15 protein-coding genes are annotated in these 14,744 nt (G+C 69.7%); 8 read left to right on the forward strand and 7 right to left on the reverse strand.

Annotation, left to right across the window (positions count from 1 at the left end; genetic code table 11):
* The first annotated feature begins 154 nt into the window (after positions 1 to 154).
* Positions 155 to 325, forward strand: coding sequence for a hypothetical protein (locus D7V97_RS06815; protein WP_233582552.1), 171 nt, complete (start codon positions 155 to 157; stop codon positions 323 to 325).
* 126 nt (positions 326 to 451) lie between these two features.
* Here D7V97_RS06815 and D7V97_RS06820 read toward each other — a convergent pair whose 3' ends face one another.
* Positions 452 to 2,017, reverse strand: a complete 1,566-nt coding sequence (locus tag D7V97_RS06820) for a phospholipase D-like domain-containing protein (RefSeq protein WP_120609785.1) — start codon at positions 2,015 to 2,017, stop codon at positions 452 to 454.
* Positions 2,018 to 2,417: 400 nt separating this feature from the next.
* Between D7V97_RS06820 and D7V97_RS44025 the strand changes: the two genes are divergently transcribed.
* The 6 genes from D7V97_RS44025 to D7V97_RS06845 all read left to right on the forward strand — a co-directional run bounded on the left by D7V97_RS44025 (position 2,418) and on the right by D7V97_RS06845 (position 8,244).
* On the forward strand, positions 2,418 to 2,756 hold the full coding sequence (locus D7V97_RS44025) for a hypothetical protein (RefSeq protein ID WP_147444714.1): 339 nt from the start codon (positions 2,418 to 2,420) through the stop codon (positions 2,754 to 2,756).
* 22 nt (positions 2,757 to 2,778) lie between these two features.
* Positions 2,779 to 4,809 carry an amylo-alpha-1,6-glucosidase gene (locus D7V97_RS06825; protein ID WP_120609786.1) on the forward strand — a complete coding sequence of 677 codons (2,031 nt, stop codon included), beginning with the start codon at positions 2,779 to 2,781 and terminating at the stop codon, positions 4,807 to 4,809.
* A 33-nt stretch (positions 4,810 to 4,842) separates the two neighbouring features.
* On the forward strand, positions 4,843 to 6,147 hold the full coding sequence (locus tag D7V97_RS06830; RefSeq protein WP_120609787.1) for a PQQ-dependent sugar dehydrogenase: 1,305 nt from the start codon (positions 4,843 to 4,845) through the stop codon (positions 6,145 to 6,147).
* A gap of 67 nt (positions 6,148 to 6,214) precedes the next feature.
* Positions 6,215 to 7,162: a hypothetical protein gene (locus D7V97_RS06835; protein ID WP_120609788.1), complete on the forward strand. Its 948-nt coding sequence runs from the start codon at positions 6,215 to 6,217 to the stop codon at positions 7,160 to 7,162.
* Positions 7,163 to 7,213: 51 nt separating this feature from the next.
* The gene (locus D7V97_RS06840) at positions 7,214 to 7,657 is read left to right on the forward strand and encodes an EVE domain-containing protein (protein ID WP_120609789.1); all 444 of its coding nucleotides are present in this window, start codon (positions 7,214 to 7,216) and stop codon (positions 7,655 to 7,657) included.
* Positions 7,654 to 8,244: a DUF4291 domain-containing protein gene (locus D7V97_RS06845; protein ID WP_120609790.1), complete on the forward strand. Its 591-nt coding sequence runs from the start codon at positions 7,654 to 7,656 to the stop codon at positions 8,242 to 8,244. The genes D7V97_RS06840 and D7V97_RS06845 overlap by 4 nt, the downstream gene beginning before the upstream one ends.
* A gap of 87 nt (positions 8,245 to 8,331) precedes the next feature.
* Here D7V97_RS06845 and D7V97_RS06850 read toward each other — a convergent pair whose 3' ends face one another.
* Entirely contained in the window at positions 8,332 to 8,871 is a 540-nt protein-coding gene (locus D7V97_RS06850) for a nuclear transport factor 2 family protein (protein ID WP_199728726.1), read from the reverse strand.
* Positions 8,872 to 9,118: 247 nt separating this feature from the next.
* On the opposite strand from D7V97_RS06850, the gene D7V97_RS06855 reads away from it, so the two are divergent.
* On the forward strand, positions 9,119 to 10,075 hold the full coding sequence (locus D7V97_RS06855) for an AraC family transcriptional regulator (protein WP_147444715.1): 957 nt from the start codon (positions 9,119 to 9,121) through the stop codon (positions 10,073 to 10,075).
* A 27-nt stretch (positions 10,076 to 10,102) separates the two neighbouring features.
* Here D7V97_RS06855 and D7V97_RS06860 read toward each other — a convergent pair whose 3' ends face one another.
* From D7V97_RS06860 to D7V97_RS06880, 5 genes are read right to left on the reverse strand one after another with little or no spacing between them, the layout of a single operon-like run.
* Positions 10,103 to 11,287 (reverse strand): hypothetical protein, encoded by a 1,185-nt coding sequence (locus D7V97_RS06860; protein ID WP_147444716.1) that lies wholly within the window; start codon positions 11,285 to 11,287, stop codon positions 10,103 to 10,105.
* A 52-nt stretch (positions 11,288 to 11,339) separates the two neighbouring features.
* The gene (locus tag D7V97_RS06865) at positions 11,340 to 11,627 is read right to left on the reverse strand and encodes a putative quinol monooxygenase (RefSeq protein ID WP_120609793.1); all 288 of its coding nucleotides are present in this window, start codon (positions 11,625 to 11,627) and stop codon (positions 11,340 to 11,342) included.
* A 22-nt stretch (positions 11,628 to 11,649) separates the two neighbouring features.
* Positions 11,650 to 12,657 carry an aldo/keto reductase gene (locus tag D7V97_RS06870; RefSeq protein WP_120609794.1) on the reverse strand — a complete coding sequence of 336 codons (1,008 nt, stop codon included), beginning with the start codon at positions 12,655 to 12,657 and terminating at the stop codon, positions 11,650 to 11,652.
* A 48-nt stretch (positions 12,658 to 12,705) separates the two neighbouring features.
* On the reverse strand, positions 12,706 to 13,899 hold the full coding sequence (locus tag D7V97_RS06875; RefSeq protein WP_120609795.1) for an MFS transporter: 1,194 nt from the start codon (positions 13,897 to 13,899) through the stop codon (positions 12,706 to 12,708).
* A 9-nt stretch (positions 13,900 to 13,908) separates the two neighbouring features.
* A complete protein-coding gene (locus D7V97_RS06880) occupies positions 13,909 to 14,730 on the reverse strand; it encodes a hypothetical protein (protein ID WP_120609796.1) in 822 nt (273 codons plus the stop codon).
* Positions 14,731 to 14,744: the final 14 nt, after the last annotated feature.

Below are 14,744 nucleotides of genomic sequence, written 5' to 3' on the forward strand. Positions count from 1 at the left end.
CCTTCCACTCCGCGGTGCGCCTTGCCCGGGGCCCCCCTGTGCCAACGCGTCGGCACGGCTCTTGAAGAGGGGTGTGAGCGTCGGACAGTGGTAGTGGTTCAAGGGTCCAATACAGTCACGAGGGGGAACGCGGATGGGCAAGGCGGCTGGGGCGATGGGGTTGGTCTTCATGGTGGGTACCAGCGTTGTGGGATTGATGGGCGCCACGGTGGGCAGCGGCATCGAGGCGGGCGTGCTGGGCATGGTCGGCCTCGCCCTCTATGGAGGCAGCGCGCTGCTCAACGGCAAGGCGACGGAGCAGGTCGGCGTCGCGAAGCAGGCTTAAGTGCAGGCTGTAGGGCTGTAGGAATCACGGGGCCTCGGGCCCGGACCAGGACGGGGAAGCGAAGCGCGCTTCTCCCCTCCGGCCCGCGGGCCCCCGCTTCACGGCAGGTGCTTCACGGCTGGCGCTTCAGGGCTGACGCCGCTCCGCTTCCGGTGCGTTGCGAGGCTCTACTTCCGTCGGCAGGCGCGGCGCGGCCACCTCGGGCACGGGCGGCGTCGCTGCTTCCGCGACGGGCCGAGGCTCCTCGGGGTGCTCGGCTTCCTGACGGCGCAGGCGCAGGGCGCGGCTCCACAGGGCCACGCCGGCCCACGCGCAGAGGGCCGCCACCGGCACGGCGACGGCCTGCGGCCACCACAGCACCGCGCCCGCGAGCACCAGCGGCACCACGCCCGCGATGAAGACGACCTTGGACTCCGTGCGCCCCAGCTCGCGGTGGTTGGAGACGGCGGCGCCCACCGTATTGCCCAGGCGCATCGCGCCCGCGGCCGCGCGGCTCACGCGGCCGCGCTGGCCGGAGGCGCCCCGCTGGGAGCGGGGAAGCGGACGCGGGTTCGCGGGCACGAGGCGCCGGTCCCTGCCGCCGAGCACGACCTCCGTCGCGTGCTCCAGGTCCTGCATGTACATGGACTCCATCTGCCGGGCGAACTGGGTGTCCTCCACCGCCACGTCGATCTCGGAGTTGCCCAGCCAGCTCGCGGGGTTGAGGTTGGAGGAGCCCACGCGCGCCCACAGCCCGTCCGCCACCGCCGTCTTGGCGTGGAGCATGGTGCCGTTCCATTCATAGACGCGGATGCCCGCCTCCAGCAGGGGGCGGTAGCCGGCCTGGGTGAGGGGGCGCAGCACGGGGATGTCGCTGCTGCCGGGCACCAGCAGGCGCACGTCCACGCCGTCGCGCGAGGCGGCCCGCAGCGCCTGCACATAGGCGGCGGTGCCGACGAAGTACGCGTCCGTGAGCCACAGCCGCTTGCGGGCAAGGGACGCGATGAGCTGATCCACGCGGAACAGGCCCGCGCTCCACGGCACGCCGGCCACCACGCGCAGGGCCACCTCGCCCAGCGCCTCCGGGGCGCGGTCGGACAGACAGGCCTCCTCGTCCAACGCGGGCCCCACGGTGCCCCAGCCCTGGGCGAAGGCGCGCACGAGGTCCGCCACGGCGGGGCCGCGGATCTCCAGGCCGGTGTCGCGCCACGGGGCCACGCCCTTCTCCGGGACGCCCAGCCACTTGTGGCTCACGCACAGGCCGGAGACGAAACCCACCTCGCCGTCCACGGTGAGCGTCTTGCGGTGGTTGCGGCCCAGCCACGCCAGGGGCCGGTCGAACTGGAAGGGATTGAAGCAGCGCACCTCCACGCCCGCGTCGCGCAGCCTCAGCCAGAAGCCGCGGGACGCGTTGCCCTGGCAGCCCAGCCAGTCATAGAGGACGCGCACGCGCACGCCGTCGCGGGCGCGGGCCTCCAGGGCCTGCGCGAAGGAGCGGCCCACCTCGTCGTCCTCGATGATGTAGTTCTCGAAGAGGATGGAGCGGCGGGCCAGGTGGATGGCGGAGAGCCACGCGGGGTAGTTCTCACGCGCGTCGCGCAGCAGGTTCACGCAGTTGCCCGGCACGAGCGGCGCGCCCGCGGCCCGGGAGAAGACCTGCTCCGCCAGCCCGCGCTGGGGCCCGCTGATGCCCGTCGATTTCACGATGGCCATGCCGCGTCTCCTCAGGGCTCGAGCGGAACTCCTCCTCTACTCCAGGGCAGGGCCGTCCGCGAACAAGGTCCTCGCGGTGAGGTGGGTTCCCGGTCAGCCCCTCGCAAGCGACCCGCGAGCAGGGCTGCGCCGGCCCTCCAGGTGACAGCCAGGGCCCGGCGGGCCTGCCTTCCCCCGAGCGACCCGGCTAGCGCCCGCGCCCAGGTCCCCCGTGCTTCCACCGGGCCCGTGCGCAGGGCGAGCCGGCGTGCTCGCGGTGTCACGGGGTAGGGAACGCTGCCCGCTGGGGTCTGCCGTGATCAACCTGTCCACGTACCGGAGGGCACCGACCTTCCGGACGATGCGCTGGAGGGACCCGCGGCCGCGGCGGACACAGGGGCCACGGCCTGGAGGAGGTTGCATGGGGATCGTTCCCGCATCGCTGTCGTTGGGCGCCCAGCCGCTGAGGACCCGGTGTTCGCGGCTCAACGCCACCCGGCTTGCCGGCGCGGTGCTGGGGCCGCAGGCGCTGGTGCTGCGCTATTCGGGCAGCGAGCAGGAGGGCGAGCGCCTCGTCTACCTCAACCCGAGCACGGGGCTGAACGTGGAGCCCTGCCCCGAACCGCTGCTCGCGCCGCCTCCGGGAAAAGCTGGCGGCTGTTGTTGTCGAGTGATCAGGCCCGCTACGGCGGAATGGGCACGCCGCCCATTCCCGACGATGGACGGCTGCCATTACCCGGACAGACCGCGCTCGTACTGACGAGCGAGGAGGAGACGAAGGCGTGAACCCCACTGCCCCTGCCCTGCCCCGCCTGTCATTCGATTGGAAGGATGGCGCCGACTTCGGCGTCGGTGTGCAACACGAGTGGCTGATGACCAACGGCCGCGGGGGCTACGCCTCGTGCACGGTGGTGGGCTGCAACACGCGCCGCTACCACGGCGTGTTCATCCCCACGCTGGAGAAGCTGGGCCGCACGGTGTTGATGGCGCGGCTGGAGCAGACGGCCCTGGTGGAGGGGCAGCACTACCGGCTGACGTCCGAGGAGCACGCGGACGGCACGTCCGTGGAGGACGGCGCCCGCCACCTGCGGCACTTCCACCTGGAGGGGCTCATCCCCGTCTGGGAGTTCGCGCTGGGCAAGGCCCGGCTCAGGCGGCGCTTCGTGATGGTGCACGGCGAGGACACGGTGTTCCTCCAGTGGGAGCACCTGTCCGGCCCGGAAGTGGTCCTGCACCTGCGCCCCTACCCCGTGCTGCGCCCACACGACGGGCCGCTGCTCAAGAGCGTGCCGGAGGCCATCGTCACGCTGTGCGGGCCCTTGGTGGAGCTGCGCAACGGCGAGGACGGGCCGCGGATGCGGATGCGGTTGTATTCAGACGGGCCCACGCCCTTCGTGAGCCTGGAGGAGACGTCCCGGCCGCAGCACCTGCGCGTGGAGAAGGCGCGCGGGTATGACTTCACGGAGGTGCAGCACTCGCCGGGCTATTTCACCGCCACGCTGAAGCCGGGCGGCATGCTTGGCTTTGGCCTCACCACGGAGAGCGCGTCGCACCTGGAGCGGGAGCCGGCCGTGGTGTTCGAGCGCGAGCTGCTGCGGCAGCAGCGGCTGTTGGAGCACGCCCCGGAGCTGGCGCGCACGGGCGTGCCGGCGCGGCTGGTGCTGGCGGCGGATCAATTCATCATCGACCCGCCTAGGCCCGCGGACGCGGCGTGGGCCCGGTCCATGGGCCTGGACGCGCGAAGCGTCATCGCGGGCTACCCGTGGTTCACCGACTGGGGCCGGGACACGATGATCAGCCTGGACGGGCTGACGCTGGCCACCGGGCGCCACCGCGAGGCGGCGGCCATCCTGCGCACGTTCGAGCACTACGTTCGCGACGGCCTCATCCCCAACTACTTCCCGGACGGGGAGAACGACGGCGTCTACCACACGGCGGACGCGACGCTCTGGTTCTTCCACGCGGTGGACCGCTACCTGGAGGAGACCGGGGACGACTCGCTCCTGCGCGACCTGTTCCCCACGCTCAGCGACATCGTGGCGCACCACCAGAAGGGCACGCGCTTCAACATCGGGGTGGATCCAGAGGACGGGCTCTTGCGCCAGGGACAGGAGGGCTACCAGCTCACCTGGATGGACGCGAAGGTGGAGGGCTGGGTGGTGACGCCGCGCCGGGGCAAGGCGGTGGAGATCAACGCGCTGTGGTTCAACGCCCTGCGCCTGATGGCGGGTTGGGCGCATCGCCTGGGCCAGGACGCGGGCCCCTACCAGGCCGCCGCGGAGCGCGCGCAAGCCAGCTTCAACCAGCGCTTCTGGAACGAAGCGGCCGGGTGTCTCTTCGACGTGGTGGACGGAGAGGACGGCCGCGACGACGCGCTCGTGCGGCCCAACCAGGTGTTCGCCATCTCCCTGCGGCACCCGGTGCTGAAGCGCGAGCGGTGGGCTCAGGTGCTGGACGTGGTGCGGCGCGAATTGGTGACGCCCGTGGGGCTGCGCAGCCTCGCGCCCGGCAGCAAGGACTACAAACCGAAGTACGACGGTGACCTGCGGGCACGCGACGCGGCCTACCACCAGGGCACGGTGTGGGGCTGGCTCATCGGGCACTACGTGGACGCGACGCTGAAGGTGACGCCGGACCTGAAGGCGGCGCGCGCGCTGCTGGCGGGCCTGGAGGACCACCTGTCACACGCGGGCATCGGGCAGATCTCGGAGATCTTCGACGCGTCGGAGCCCTACCATCCTCGCGGCTGCTTCGCCCAGGCGTGGAGCGTGGCGGAGGCGTTGCGGGTGTTCAGCAAGACGAATCTCGGGTGACGCCCGGACCTTTTCCACGGAGAGTTGCACGCCATGCGCAATGGACTCGCGACCGTGGCCCTCGCCGCCCTCCTGCTGGGCACCACCCCTGAAGCGAATGGACAGACAGCCCGACCGAAGTCGAACCAGGAAGGAAACCTGGCCCCGGGTCGTGCGGGCGACAGTCAGCAGTCCGTGCCGCGACAGGGTGACATCCCTCCGGGTGCCCCCGTGGAGACGGCGCCGCCCAACGTCCCGGAGTTCAAGCCCGCGTTCCCGGGGCAGACGCGCGCTCCCGCGGTGAAGACGCGCACGCCCGTCGTGGTGACGGAGGTGGCCGCGGGCTTCAACAAGCCCTGGGCCATCGCCTTCCTTCCGGATGGCCGCTTCCTCGTCACGGAGAAGGCCACGGGGTCGCTCTACATCGTCACCGCCGCGGGCAAGAAGTCGCCCACGGTGGCGGGCCTCCCCAAGGTCGATGCGCGGGGACAGGGCGGGCTGCTGGATGTCGAAGTCGGGCCCGACTACGCGAAGAGCGGGCTCATCTACTGGACCTATTACGAGCCGCGGGAGGGCGGCAACGGGCTCGCGGTGGCGCGGGCGCGACTGGTGGACGGCCCCAAGCCACGCATTGAAGGCCTCCAGATAATCTTCCGCATGCAGCCCACGCTCGAGTCGACGCTGCACGCGGGCGGGCGGCTTGTCTTCACGCCGGACGGCAAGCTCTTCGTCACGCTGGGCGAGCGGTCCATCCTCCCGGGCCGCGTCCAGGCACAGGACCTCAAGAGCGACTTCGGCAAGATTGTCCGCATCCACCCGGATGGCTCCATTCCCAAGGACAATCCCTTCGTGGGCCGAAAGGACGCGCGGCCGGAGATCTGGTCCTCCGGACACCGCAACGTCCTCTCCGCGGCGCTGGATTCAAAGCAGCGGCTCTGGACCGTGGAGATGGGACCGCGCGGCGGCGACGAGCTCAACCGCCCCGAGGCCGGCAAGGACTACGGCTGGCCCACGATTGGCTATGGCGAGGAGTACTCGGGTGAACCCATCCACAAGACAACGCAGGCCGCCGGCATGGAGCAGCCTGTCTATTATTGGGACCCGGTGATTTCACCCTCGGGGCTCACCATCTACTCGGGAGCGCTGTTCCCGGAGTGGAAGGGGAACTTCTTCATTGGCGGCCTGTCCAGTCAGGCGCTCGTGCGGCTCGTGGTGAAGGACGACCGCGTGGTGGGCGAGGAGCGCCTGCTCACGGAGCGCAACGAGCGGATCCGCGAAGTGGTCCAGGGACCCGACGGTGCGCTCTACGTGCTCACGGACGACTCGAACGGTCGCCTGTGGAAGCTCACGCCGGGTTGACGTCCAAATTCCCGACGTGACTATAAAGCCCCCTGGGTGGTGGAGGACGTCACCCAGGGGGGGACCCGTGGTCAAACTGCTCAAGCTCATCCACCACGGCAATTGGCCCCTGGCGCTGGGACTCTTGGCGCTTGGCATCTTCATCTCCTGGCTCGTCTCCTCGGCGGAGGAGCGGTCGAAGGACGAGAACTCCACTCCAACGCCCAGGGGACCCACGAAGTCCGCCAACGACACCCTGCTGGGCGCCTTCCAACACACCCCCGCCGAACTGCCGCCTCCGAAGCAGGGGCTCGCCGCGCTGGGGAAGTGGAAGTCCGCGCTGGTGCTCCTCGCCGCGGCACCGATGCTGGCGCTCGGGGTTGCCCTGGCCATGCACCGCGGCGACGGGGGCCACCTCCACGTCGTGGCCGTCAGCGCCAACCCCGAGCAGGATGTCCGTCTGTGGGTGGATCAGGCGCGGGCGGTGCCGACCCTTCACGTCAGCCAGCACCTCGCCTTTCCGGTGTCGAGCGGGCGCCACGTCGTGGAGCTCAGGGACGCGGCGATGGACGAATCCCAGCGCTTCATCATTGACATCCGCGAGGGCGACGCCCTCCTCCTGTCCGTTCATCCGGACCTGTGCGCCGTGCAGATCGACATGTCGACCCTCACCTACGGCCGGCCCACGCGCTCCACGCCGACCGTGATGGGAGGCGTCGACGTGCGGACGCTCCCCGTGGTGGCCCGCTTCATCGACCCGGCGGTCCCCGTGGACATCCCCCAGGACACCTATCTGTCCTTCCAGGAGATGCCGGACGCATTGGAGCCGGGCCGGACGGCCAGCCTGCTGACGCCCCTGCCCTGCTCCCTCGCCCGGGATGACCGGAGCATCTGGGTCGCGGCGCGGCAGCTCTTTCCCGGGCTCGACGACGCGGCCCAACGGGTGGGCTACACGGAGGAGGACCCCACCCGGAGTGAAGTCACGGCGATGGACAACGGGCAGCTGCTCGACCTCTTCCAGCGCCAGCGCCCCTGAGCGCTCGTCGCGCTGGCCTCGCCCACCCCGCCCTGCATAGGGTGCGCCGTCATGGCGACTCTGCGGTACTGGTTGATCAAGAGCGAGCCCTCCGTCTACGCGTACGCGCAGCTGGAAGCGGACGGCAGGACACAGTGGACGGGCGTGCGCAACTTCGAGGCGCGCAACAACCTGCGGGCCATGACGCCCGGGGACCTGTGCCTCTACTACCACTCCAACGAGGACAAGGCCGTCGTGGGCGTCGCGTGCGTGCTCACGAAGCCGGGGCCGGATCCCACCGCGCCCGGTGAGGACTGGGCCTGCGTGGACGTGGGGCCCGTCGTGGCCTTCAGCGCCCCGGTGACGCTGGCCACCATCAAGGCCACGCCCGCGCTCAAGGACTTCCCGCTGCTCACCCGCAGCCGCCTGAGCGTGACGCCCACCCCCGCGGAGCACTTCCAGCTGCTCCTGAAGATGGGCCGCACGAAGCTGCCGAAGACGAAGGCCCGGCCGTGAGCGCCGCGCGCGAGGTCCGCGCCGACTTCGACCGCGCGTCCATCGTGGTGTACCAGGCCTACGCGGACGCCATCGCGGACGTGGCGGTGGCGCAGCAGAAGTTCGGCCCGCCGTTCTCCCTGGGCCGGATGACGTGGATCAAACCCAGCTTCCTGTGGCTGATGGAGCGCTCCAACTGGGGCCGCAAGAGCGGACAGGAGCGCACGCTCGCGGTGCGCATCAAACGCACGGGCTGGGAAGAGGCCCTGGCCGGCGCCGTCCTCACCAGCTACGAGCCCCAGGTGCACGGCTCACAGGACGCGTGGCGCAAGGCGTTCGACGCCGCGCCCGTCATCGTCCAGTGGGATCCGGAGCGCACCCTGAGAGGCGCGGGCCTTCCCCATGACAGCATCCAGGTGGGACTGAGCCGCGCCATCATCCAGCGCTTCGTGGACGAATGGACCGTCTCCATCACGGACCTGACGCCGCTCGTGACGAAGCTGCGCAAGCACCTGGACGACGGCCGCGCGGATCAGGCCACGCGCCTGCTGCCGAAGGAGGCTGTCTATCCGGTGCCGCCGGAGATCGCCCGCCGGCTGGGGATGTAACGGGGGGTTCTCAAAAACAGACGTCGGACGAGGCCACCGCGTCCCGGGAGGACAAGCCCTCCTGGGACGCGATGTTGGAGCAACTGCTTACTTCTTGCTCGCTTCGATGAAGCCGGCAGAGTCCTCGTAGAAGTGGTACTCGAGGATCTTGCCTTCCTTGACGATGATCTTCAGCGCCCAGTCGCTGGCGTAGGGCTTGCCCGTCGAGCGGATGTTGTGCACGAAGGAGCCGCTGGCGTACGCCACGTCGCCCTCGCCGATCAGGTGCTCCACCGAGAACGCCTTCGTGTCGAAGGCCTTGCCCATGTTCGCGACGAACTCCTTCGCGCCGGCCTTGCCGGTGTAGGTGCCGTGCAGCTGCTCACCCTTGCGGTCCGACGCCTTGCGCACCGCGGTGATGGCCGCGTCCTGGTGGAAGGTGTTGACGACGCCGTCGGCGTCGCCCTTGCCAAACGCTTCGAAGAAGCTCTTCAGGACGTCAGCGGAGCTCTTGGTGGTGGTGGTGGCAGCGGCGGTCATGGTCTTGCTCTTGGGGGCGGCGGCAGCAGCGGGCTTGGACTCCGCGGCGGCCTGGGTGGAAAGGGCGAGGGCGAAAACGAGGGCGGTCAGCGAAAGACGTGCCTTCATGGGTATGGCTCCTTGAGGAGTGAGAGGGACGCGCGCTCGGGAACAACCGCTGTCCCGGTCCGTCGCGCGTGGGCGAGAGGTCCCGCTGGGGGTGGGCTCGACTGTCGTCTAGATAAGGGACAACGAACGCCACGAACAATGAGCGAAACGCTCGATTTTCAGTCCAAACGTCTCACGCCCGTAGATGCCTGGGCGGATGGCGCTATGATTGACCCGTACGAGGCCTGAAGCCCGGGGAGGGGTGCGCATGGACGTCCTGGCGAACGTGTTGGGTGTGACCCAGTTGGGAAACACGATGCTCTGCCAGTCGGAGCTGCTGGCGCCGTGGGGGCTGGACATCGACGCCCACACCAAGACGGCCGTCCACCTGGTGCAGCGCGGCGTCTGCTGGCTGCACCTGGAAGGCGGTGAGCCCATGCGGCTGGTGCCGGGAGACCTGGCCCTCGTGGGCTCCGGGGTCCGCCATCGCCTCACCGACTCTCCGCATGGCCCCGTGGAGCCCTGGGAGGAGGCGCTGACGCGGATGAAGGACCGGCTCGCGGCCGAGCCGCCCTCCGCTTCCGCGGACTGCACGTCGCTCTTGTGCGCGGCCTATGAGTTCGAACAGGACGGCCAGCACCCGCTGCTGGCGCTGTTGCCCCAACTCATCCGCCTGCACGTGGACTCGTCCGACGACAGCGGCCAGTTCCAGGCCCTGGTGCGGCTGTTGTCCCACGAGTCCGGCCGCAAGCTGCCGGGCTCCGAGATCGTCATCCCCCGGCTCGTGGACAGCCTGTTCGTCTTCATCGTCCGCGCCTGGCTGGACAGCCAGCCCGTGGGCGCGGGCGGCTGGTTCGGCGCGCTGCGCGACCCGCAGATTGGCCGCGCCCTGTCCCTCATCCACGAGAGCCCGGAGCAGCCGTGGACGGTGGAGAGCCTGGCCGCGCGCGTGGCGCTGTCCCGCGCGGCCTTCGCCCGGCGCTTCGGCGAGCTCGTGGGAGAGCCGCCCCTCAAGTACCTCACGCGCTGGCGGATGAGCCTGGCGGCGAAGATCTTGAAGACGACCCGCGAGTCCGTGGACGAGGTCGCCACGCGCGTCGGCTACGACTCCACCACCGGCTTCGGCAAGGCCTTCCAGCGCCACCTGCGCGTGTCGCCCGGGCGCTACCGCATGGATGCCATGCCCGGACAGGTCGAGCGCCCCCGCCCGATGGCGGAGGGCTGACAAGCCCCCCGCGGCACCGCGCGGCGCTCAGGGAGGCGAGTACTGGAGCCCCATGGCGATGTTGTTCGCCGTCCGGGCTCCCAGCCACTGGCGGGCGGCGTCGAGCCCCAGGCGCAGGTTGTAGCCACTCAGGTGGTAGGAGACGGACAGGTCCACCGCCTTGAGGTTGGACAGCTGCGGCTGCAGGGGGCTGGCGTAGGCCTGCTCCCACCGGAGGCCCACCTGCGTCCGCCCCGGCCCCATCTGGAGGTGCGGCAGGTACGCGCCCGTGATGGCATACGCGCGCCGGTAGGAGCGGTGCTCGTCGTACTCGTAGTAGCCCACGTCGAAGGTGGCCGTGCCCAGGCCGGTCCCCAGCCGCTTCTCCGCGAACAGGTCCGCCGTCACCGCCCAGAGGTTGTCCACCCGCGTGGGCAGGGGCTGCGCCTGCGCCGCTTCCACCGCCAGGGGAAGCACGCTCGCGGCCCCCGCCGGCGCCACGACCGTCGAGACGCGGCCGTCATGCTGGTACTGCATGGCCACGCCCACCGACACGACGTCCTTCTCCCCCAGGTACGACGTGGAGACGAAGTAGCCGGGCTCGCGGTCCAGGAAGCTGAAGCTCACGCGGCCCGTCAGCCGGGGCGCCGCCTGGCCCAGCTCCAGCTGGTGCGCCATCAGGTGGTACTTGAAGAAGCCCTGGCCCACGGAGCCCCAGACGGACAGGCCGGTGTCGCGCCCGAAGGGGCCGTTCTCGCCACCGATGCGGCGGACCCCGTCGTAGATGCCGGGGTAGCTCCAGATGAGGTTGCGGAAGGGGCCGCTCAAGTTGAAGCGATCAAACGGCACCACGAAGCGGCCCGCCCAGATCTGGAACGACTCCGCCAGCTTGAACATGCCCACGGTGTCCAGGATCCGGGGCTGCGCGGTCTCGAAGCTCTGCGCATACGCCACCGCGCTGAACCCATACGAGAACCACGGCGTCAGCTGCCCGCCCACCCCGGGCACCACGAGGATGGAGTCCAGGGAGTAGTCATCCAGCCGGGCCTGACGCCCCACGAGGACGCGGGAGTCCAGCCGCGCCTGGAGGCGGAACACCAGCGGCGGGGGCGTGGGGGGCGCTGGCGCCACGTCCTGCGCGACAGCAGGCTTTGCCTCCGGTTCGGGCGCCGCCAGGGCCCCCAGGGGAAGCCCCAGCACGGCGAGCGCCACCTGGGTGGAAAGGACTCTCACTGCACGATGCATGTTCATGGCGGCGGCGTCTCGCTGGGAGCCCTGAGGGGGCTCAGACCGTCTTGAGCTTCATGACCTGGGTGCCCGCCGTCAGCCCCAGGGAGAAGTAGTCGCGGGTGTGTTCCTTCTCCATGTGGACGCGCAGCGCGTCGCGGTTCTGGAAGATCTCCCAGAGCACGAACCGGCCCGGGTTCTCCAGGTCCTCCAGGATGCGGAACAGGATGCAGCCCGGCTCCTTGACGGTCTCCGCCACCAGCTTGTTGAGCGCGGCCTTGATCTCCACTTCCTTGCCGGGCTTCGCCGTGATGAAGGCTGTCATCTCCACTCGTTCGTCGGACATCGTGTGTTTTCCTTTCGCTGGCCTAGCGGCCAATGCCCTTCATGGCGGCTTCCGGATAGCGCGTCCCCACCACCTGGGTCGCGTCGATGGCCGTGGTGATGCGTTCGGCTTCGGCGGCGCTGAGCGCCAGCGCGCCCGCCGCGAAGTTCTCCCGCAGGTACTTCTCCCGGCGCGTGCCGGGGATGATGTGGATGTGCTCTCCGCGCGACAGCACCCAGGCGAGGGCCAGCTGCGACGTCGTGCACTGCCGCTCGGCGGCGATCTCCTTGAGCTTCTCCAGCAGCGCGGTGTTGCGCTGGAAGTTCTCCCCGGCGAAGCGCGGCATGAACTGCCGCACGTCCCCGCTCTGCTTCACGTCCGAGGCGTTGAGGGACGTGGTGAGCAGCCCGCGGCTGAGCGGGCTGTAGGCCACGAACGCCACGCCCAACTCCTTGCACGTGGGCAGAAGCTCCGCCTCCGGGTCTCGCGACAAGAGCGAGTACTCGGTCTCCAGCGCGGCGATGGGGTGCACCTTGTGCGCCCGGCGCAGCGTTTCCACGCTGACCTCCGACAGGCCCAGGTGGCGCACCTTGCCGGCCTTCACCAGGTCCGCCATGGCCCCCACCGTGTCCTCGATGGGGACGTTCGGGTCCTTGCGGTGCACGTAGTACAGGTCGATGTGGTCCACGCCCAGCCGCTGGAGGCTGCGCTCACAGGCCGCGCGCACATACTCAGGGCTGTTGTCCACGCCGCGCGCCAGGCCGCCCACCGTGTCGCGCACGATGCCGAACTTGGTGGCCAGGAAGACGCGCTCGCGCGGCACCGTCTTCAGGAAGCGCCCCAGCAGCTCCTCGTTGGCACCTCCGCCGTACATATCGGAGGTGTCGAAGTGCCGGTAGCCCAGCTCGTTCGCCAGGGCCAGGATGCGAAGGTTCTCGGTTTCGTCCGACGGGCCGTAGAACTCGCTCATGCCCATGCAGCCCAGGCCCACGCGCGGCAGGCTCGCGCTGCCCAGCTTCCCCAGTGACACCGTGCTCCGGACGTCAGTCATTGTGTTCCCTCTTCACGAAGTTTCTTCCCACGCCCTGCCCGTCGCCTGTCACGTCGCGGTCCGCGCCAGGGCCGGCCGGGGGCTGCTGCCCACCGCGCCCAGCACCAGCGTGCCCAGCGTGGCGGCCCCGGCCGCGGCCATGACACCCCGCCAGCCCCAGCGCTGCCACACCGACCCGAGCGTGTAGCTGCCCAGGCTGCCTCCCGAAAGACAACTCAAGAGGTACAGCGAGGAGGCGGCCCCCATCTGCTGCGGCTGGATGGCGGTGGTCACGTCGTAGAACACCGCCGGCTGACAGGCATACACCCCCGTGTAGAGGACGAGCACGCCCAGCATCACCGCGACCACGTTCTGGAACAGCAGCATGATGCCGAACGAGGCGAGCACCAGCACCACGCCGGTGCGCACCACGCGGCTCGCGCCATAGGCCTGCGCCAGCGCGCCGGCCTTGGGAGCAATCACCGCCCCGCCAATGCCCGCGAGGCTCAGCCAGCCAATCTGACCCACCGTCAGGCCGAACGGAGGACCGACCAGGTAGAACGTCAGCGTCGTCAGCGCGCCCAGGTAGGCGAAGAACAACAGGAAGCCCGCCACGTAGCGGCGCACGATGTGCGGCATCGTCAGCAGCTTGAGCGACCGCACGTACTGCGCCCCCAGCGACGGCTTCTCTCCGGGCAGCGCCGGCAGGGCCCGGGCGCGGAAGAGCGCCGCGGCCAGGAGGATGATGGGGAGGCTGTAGCCCATCATCGCCATGCGCCAGCCGAACATGCCGGTGAGGATGCCCAGCACCGTGCGGCCGATGATGAGGCCCGTCACCGTCGCGCTGAGACACAGGCCCAGGTAGGCGCCCGCCTTCCCCGGCGGCGCGATGCGCGTCATGTACGGGAACATGGGGCTGACCATGCCGGCGGCGAAGGCGCCCATGAACCCCATGCCCAGGTTGAAGAGCAGGAAGCTGGGCGCGGCGCCACACAGCAGCACGCTGCCCGCGAGTCCCAGCGCGCTGATCATGGCCATGCGGGTGAGGTTCACCCGGTCCGTCAGCGGCCCCAGCAGGAAGAACGCCACCGCGTAGGTGAGGCTGCAATAGCTGAACGAGACGCGCACGTCGGTGATGGGAATCCCGAAGTCCGCGCCGATGTGCTGGAAGATGGGCTGCACCATGATGATGGAGCCCAGTGCCAGCAGGATGGCGGTGAACGGCGTCACCACCTGTCCCTTCTGAGTCGTGTCGGTGCTCATCGCGTCCCCCTACCCTCTCGTCTCGAGTCCCTCGAATGGAGCGGGACCGGACTTGAGCTGGGCATGGACATCCCCGCCGAGCCCGTGGTGGCCAATGGCCCCGCCGAAGCTCATCTGGGAGCTGATCCACAGGACGATGACGTCGATGATGCGGTTGGACTGCGGCCCCGGCGGGAACGGGTTGGGCATGCGGGCGGAGTACGTGGCCCGGCCCTCCGCGTCCGCGATGAAGACGTTGGGGATGCCCAGCGGGCCCGGACGCACGGTGTCCTGGGGGCGAATCTCATGCCGGCGCAGCCCCATCACCGTGTAGAGGCTGTGGGGGATCATCCCTTCGAACACGAAGGAGAAGTCCGCGTAGGTGTCTCCCACCTCGATGGTCATCGTCCCCTTGGCCTGGCACCACTGTCCCAGGGTGATGGGCGAGGTGATCTTCCGCCCGTCGATGGGGCGGTAGTCCGGGATGTACGCCTCGTGCAGCGGCAGCGACGGCCGCACCACGCTGTGCGCGTGGGGGAGCTGCTCCGGCGCGAAGACGAGCTTGTAGTTGTTGCACGCCAGCGGCAGCGACACCGTGTGCAACACCTCTTCGCTGGTCGCGAGCTCGTCGGTGGAGAGCTGGCGCACCACCTTGTAGGGGGCGAGCTTCCCGAACTCCGGCACCGGGCTGTCCGCGGCCACCACCGCCGCGGTCCACTTCATCGTCAGGTCTTCCTGGATGACATTGCCAATGACGATGAAGTTCCCATCCTTGTCCATGATTTCACTGGGCGGATAGGGCGGGCCCTGCGTCGTCAGCTTGAGGGCGGAGACGTGTTTCTGGGTAGGCATGGCTTTTGATTCCC

It is taken from the genome of Corallococcus sp. CA053C (genome assembly GCF_003611675.1).
Classification (GTDB): Bacteria; Myxococcota; Myxococcia; order Myxococcales; family Myxococcaceae; genus Corallococcus.